This is a genomic window from Mycobacterium sp., from assembly GCF_035314905.1.
Classification (GTDB): Bacteria; Actinomycetota; Actinomycetes; order Mycobacteriales; family Mycobacteriaceae; genus Mycobacterium.
Genome location: NZ_DATFYW010000043.1, coordinates 1 through 5,389, shown reverse-complemented (window position 1 = coordinate 5,389; position 5,389 = coordinate 1). Strand labels below are relative to the sequence as shown.

The 5,389-nt window shown below is 68.8% G+C and carries 5 protein-coding genes; 3 read left to right on the top strand and 2 right to left on the bottom strand.

The annotated features are described in order from the left end of the window. Positions 1–153: 153 nt before the first annotated feature. Positions 154–1,776: a chaperonin GroEL gene (gene groL, locus VKG81_RS03470; protein WP_324389741.1), complete on the top strand. Its 1,623-nt coding sequence runs from the start codon at positions 154–156 to the stop codon at positions 1,774–1,776. Positions 1,777–1,856: 80 nt separating this feature from the next. Here the strand turns inward: groL and VKG81_RS03465 are convergent, their stop codons facing one another. Continuing rightward, the gene (locus tag VKG81_RS03465; RefSeq protein WP_324389739.1) at positions 1,857–3,578 is read right to left on the bottom strand and encodes an N-acyl-D-amino-acid deacylase family protein; all 1,722 of its coding nucleotides are present in this window, start codon (positions 3,576–3,578) and stop codon (positions 1,857–1,859) included. A gap of 117 nt (positions 3,579–3,695) precedes the next feature. Then, a complete protein-coding gene (locus VKG81_RS03460) occupies positions 3,696–4,505 on the bottom strand; it encodes a hypothetical protein (RefSeq protein ID WP_324389737.1) in 810 nt (269 codons plus the stop codon). A gap of 51 nt (positions 4,506–4,556) precedes the next feature. Here VKG81_RS03460 and VKG81_RS03455 point away from each other — a divergent pair, with 51 nt between their 5' ends. After that, positions 4,557–5,084: a mycothiol transferase gene (locus VKG81_RS03455; RefSeq protein WP_324389735.1), complete on the top strand. Its 528-nt coding sequence runs from the start codon at positions 4,557–4,559 to the stop codon at positions 5,082–5,084. A gap of 33 nt (positions 5,085–5,117) precedes the next feature. Then, positions 5,118–5,389 (top strand): aldehyde dehydrogenase family protein (locus VKG81_RS03450; protein WP_324389733.1); only part of this gene is annotated, 272 nt, incomplete at its 3' end.

Here is a 5,389-nt window from a genome sequence, read left to right as displayed (position 1 = left end):
CATAGGCGAGTGCTAAGAATGACTTGGCACTCCCGACCGGTGAGTGCTAGGTCGGACCGGTGAGACCGAGCCGCACAGCTCTGGTCGTCCGTCGCGGGCACTGTGCCCGGCCACAGACGTGTGCCATCCCCAATCCGGAGGAATCACTTCGCAATGGCCAAGACAATTGCGTATGACGAGGAGGCCCGTCGTGGCCTCGAGCGGGGCCTGAACAGCCTCGCGGATGCGGTACGGGTGACGTTGGGTCCCAAGGGCCGCAACGTCGTCCTCGAGAAGAAGTGGGGCGCCCCCACGATCACCAACGACGGCGTGTCCATCGCCAAGGAGATCGAGCTGGAGGACCCGTACGAGAAGATCGGCGCCGAGCTGGTCAAGGAGGTCGCCAAGAAGACCGACGACGTCGCCGGCGACGGCACCACCACCGCCACCGTGCTGGCCCAGGCTCTGGTGCGGGAGGGTCTGCGCAACGTGGCCGCCGGTGCCAACCCGCTCGGGCTCAAGCGCGGCATCGACAAGGCCGTGGAGAAGGTGACCGAGACGCTGCTCAAGTCGGCCAAGGAGGTCGAGACCAAGGAGCAGATCGCCGCCACCGCAGGCATTTCCGCGGGAGACCCGTCCATCGGTGAGCTGATCGCCGAGGCGATGGACAAGGTCGGCAACGAGGGTGTCATCACCGTCGAGGAGTCCAACACCTTCGGCCTGCAGCTCGAGCTCACCGAGGGTATGCGCTTCGACAAGGGCTACATATCGGGCTACTTCGTGACCGACCCCGAGCGGCAGGAAGCCGTCCTCGAGGACCCCTACATCCTGCTGGTCTCCTCCAAGGTGTCGACCGTGAAGGACCTGCTGCCGCTGCTGGAGAAGGTGATCCAGGCCGGCAAGCCGCTGCTGATCATCGCCGAGGACGTCGAGGGCGAGGCGCTGTCGACCCTGGTCGTCAACAAGATCCGCGGCACGTTCAAGTCGGTGGCCGTCAAGGCCCCCGGCTTCGGTGACCGCCGCAAGGCGATGCTGCAGGACATGGCGATCCTCACCGGTGGCCAGGTCATCAGCGAAGAGGTCGGCCTGACGCTGGAGAACGCCGACGTCTCGCTGCTCGGCCGGGCGCGCAAGGTCGTCGTGACCCGCGACGAGACGACGATCGTCGAGGGTGCGGGTGATCCCGAGGCCATCGCCGGCCGGGTCGCCCAGATCCGCCAGGAGATCGAGAACAGCGATTCCGACTACGACCGCGAGAAGCTGCAGGAGCGTCTGGCCAAGCTGGCCGGCGGCGTTGCGGTGATCAAGGCCGGCGCCGCCACCGAGGTGGAGCTCAAGGAACGCAAGCACCGCATCGAGGACGCGGTCCGCAACGCGAAGGCGGCCGTCGAGGAGGGCATCGTCGCCGGTGGCGGCGTGGCCCTGCTGCAGGCGGCGCCGTCGCTGGACGAACTGCCGCTGACGGGAGACGAGGCCACGGGCGGCAACATCGTCAAGGTGGCGCTGGAGGCTCCGCTGAAGCAGATCGCGTTCAACGCCGGGCTGGAGCCGGGCGTCGTCGCCGAGAAGGTGCGCAACCTGCCTGCCGGTCATGGGCTGAACGCGGAGACCGGTCAGTACGAGGATCTCCTGGCCGCCGGCGTTGCCGACCCGGTCAAGGTCACGCGTTCGGCGCTGCAGAACGCCGCGTCGATCGCCGGCCTGTTCCTCACAACCGAGGCGGTTGTCGCCGACAAGCCGGAGAAGGAAAAGGCCGCTGTCCCCGGCGCGGGTGACATGGGCGGCATGGACTTCTAGAGTCGCCAACGGCGAGGCCCGGTCTGCTTCGGCAGGCCGGGCCTTCGTCTGTCGGTGGCCGGGTGGGCGGGGCGGAGGCGTCAGGCGGGGACGGGTTGGCGGCCGCGCACCAGCCGGCCCGGCCGCGCGTCGGTCGGTGCGCCGTTCTCAGCGATCACCTGGCCCGACACGATCGTCGCGACATAGCCGTCGGCGGCCTGGTCGAGACGACGACCGCCCGCGGGCAGGTCGTAGGTGACCACTGGGCGGTGCAGCGTCAGCGCGGCATGGTCGATCACGTTGAGGTCGGCTTTGTAGCCCGGCGCAATTCGGCCGCGGTCGCCCAGACCGGCCACTCGGGCCGGTACCGACGTCAGCTGCCGCACCGCTTCGGCCACGCTCATTCGCCCCGACGCGCGGTCACGCGCCCAATGCGCGAGCAGGAACGTGGGATAGCTCGCATCGCAGATCATCCCGTAATGCGCGCCGCCGTCGCCGAGCCCGAGCACCACATCGTCGCGACGCAGCAGCTCCCCGACCGTGTCGAGGGAGTTGTTCTGGTAGTTGCCCATCGCGACGAGCAGCATCGCGTGGCCGTCGTCGTCGAGCAGCCGGTCGTAGGCCTCCTCCATCGGGCTGATGCCCTTGGCCGCCGCCCGGGCCAGGACGCTCTGCGACCGGTCGGGTTCGTAATCCGGCTTCTCCCCGAGCGGGTACATCCACTCCCACATCTGCGCGAGGAACAGCAACGGATTACCCACCGCGACGGGCCTGTCGGCCAGAATCCGGGCCCGCACTTCGGGTTTGCGCATCTCGGCCACCCGCTCGGCCAGCGGGAGACCGGCGATCTCGCGGTAGCTCGGGTAGAGCACGAACGGATTGCCGGACAGCTCCAGGCCGATGACCAGCCCGATCGGGCGGGGGAACATCTGCGCGGTGATGTCGGTGCCCGCCGACGTGAACTTCTCGATCAACGTGAACGCGTCGGGCCAGATCGGATCGCCGGCGTTACCGGTGGCCAAGCTGAACGTCACCGGGAGCCCGGCATCGTGGGCGACCTCGAAGACCTGCTGCAGGACGGACGCGTATCCACCCGCGGGGACGTCAGGCACGAACTGGATCAGCCCGCCGCCGCCGTCGGCGACGCCGCGGGCGATCGCGTCGATCTCTTCCCGCGCGGCGTTGTAGGTGGGGATCTGCTCGCCGCCGGCGGTCTTGTGCAACACGAACCGTGACGACGCGAAACCAAGGGCGCCGGTCTCGATCGCCTCCTTGGCCAGCGCCCGCATCTTCGCGAGATCTACCGGCGTGGCGGGCTCGCGGGCCACTCCCCGCTCGCCCATCACATACACCCGCAGCGGCGAATGCGGCAGATACGCGGCCACGTCGATGTCGCGCCTGCGCGACTCCAACGCGTTCATGTACTCGGGGAAGGTCTCCCAGTCCCACGGCAGGCCGTCGGCCATCACGACGCCCGGGATGTCCTCCACACCAGCCATGACGTCGACGAGCACGTCGTGGTCCTGTTTGCGGCACGGCGCGAAACCGACACCGCAGTTGCCCATCACGGCGGTGGTCACGCCGTGTGCCGACGACGGCGTCATCCGGTCCGACCAGATCGCCTGTCCGTCGTAATGGGTGTGCAGGTCGACGAAGCCGGGTGTCACCAGAAGTCCGGTCGCGTCGATCTGCCGTGCGGCGTCGCCGGAGACCGTCCCGACCGCGGCGACCACGCCGTCCTTGACCGCCACATCGCCGACGTAGGGTTCGCCACCACCACCGTCGACGATGGTGCCACCCTTAATCAGCAGATCGAAGCGCATCACTGAACTGTACGGCGGTGCCGGGCTCCCGTGCCAGGATGAGCCACGGAGTTCTACGACCTCGGCTGACGGCCGCCGGCGAAGCCGGCCGCGGCGCCGACATCGCCTCGCAGAACGTCAACCCGGCCAAGCCGACCGGGCCAGGTTGAGCACGCCACCGCGCGTGCTGAGCTGGGAGACGATGTCCTCCAACCGGCCAAGGGGCATGTCGGTGTGCCACTCCGGCAACAAACCATGCACGAGCACCGATCGGGACTGCAGTCTGACCCTGGTGATGACGAGGCCATTCGGAATGTCGGGAAGGCCGATCGGGTAAATCGGCATCCGGGCGGGCAGGGCCCACCGCTTGCGGCGCACCACCAGTGCCCGCGGGGTCAGCCACAACGCCGTCCCCACCACCCGCACTTCGACTTCGAGATGGCCCCAGGCCGGATACCGAGCCCAGCGCAGCCGGGCGGTGTTGTCGTCACCGACCTCCACGGCCAGCCGCGGCGCGGCTTGGCCCACCAGATCCTCGAGGATTTCGGCGGGAAGCTTGAGCGTCAGTTCCACCGGCGCCGCCACGATCTCCGACGGCACGCTCGGGCGGAAGTGGACATTGTGCAGCACGGCCATCGCCTGCTCGAAGCGGTGATCCTCCCATCGGATGTCGCGAGCGACGACCAGGACCTCACCGAGCTGACCGACCGCGAGCCCGCGCGGGTCCAGGCGGGAATCCAGCTCCGTCACCGTCAGGGTGAGATCGTGTGAATCGAAGCGGACCCGCAGCCCACGGCCCACGACGAGGCGGCGAAGCGAAAGAAACAACGTCCGGTACCCCACCCCGGCGCCGGACGTCACCGGACCCGCAGTCGACCGCAGCAACGAGGTCAGCCGCTCGCGGGACCGAAACGGATCCCAACCCGGACGCGGCGCTGAGTGCGGCACCACACCAGCATGCCCGCCAACCGGTCGGGCCGTGGGCGTAGCGTCGCGGATATGTCCGACAGCGACGCAGCCACGGCGAGGGAACTCCTGCGCGATTCGTTCACCCGCCTGATCGAGCATGTCGACGACCTGACCGACGGCCTCACCGACGAGGTGTCTTTCTGGCGCCCGACGCCCAAAGCCAACAGCATCGCCTGGCTGATCTGGCACAGCGCGCGGGTGCAGGACGTGCAGATCAGCGCCATCACCGAGACGGAGGATGTCTGGACCCGGGAAGGCTGGGTGGACCGGTTGCAGCTGGACCTCCCGCCGCACGACACCGGCTACGGGCACAAACCCGAGGACGTGGCCAAGGTGGGTGCCACCGCCGACCTGCTCGCCGGCTACTACCACGCCGTGCACGAGATGACGCTGAACCTCGTCAAGACGCTGACCGTCGCCGATCTGGAGCGGATCGTCGACCGCGGCTGGAATCCACCGGTGACCGCGAGCGCGCGCCTGGTCAGCATCGTCGACGACTGCGCTCAGCACCTCGGGCAGGCTGCCTACGTGCGCGGCATCGCGCCAGGCCACCGCTGAGACGCAGCTCACACCCCCCGTTAGCATGACGGGATGACCGCGACCTGGAACGTTCAGCCAGCCCAGACGGGCACGATCCGTAACCCCGCGACCGGAGAGGTCGCCGGCGAAGTGCGGTGGACCGATCCCGCTGACGTGCCACGGATCGCCGCCGGCCTGGGCGCGGCCCAACGCGACTGGGACACGCGGGGCCCGAAAGGCCGTGCCAAGGTGCTGGCGCGCTACGCCGTGTGGCTCGGCGAACACCGCGGCGAGATCGAGGAGTTGCTGGTCGCAGAGACCGGCAAGTCCCGCGCCGACGCCAC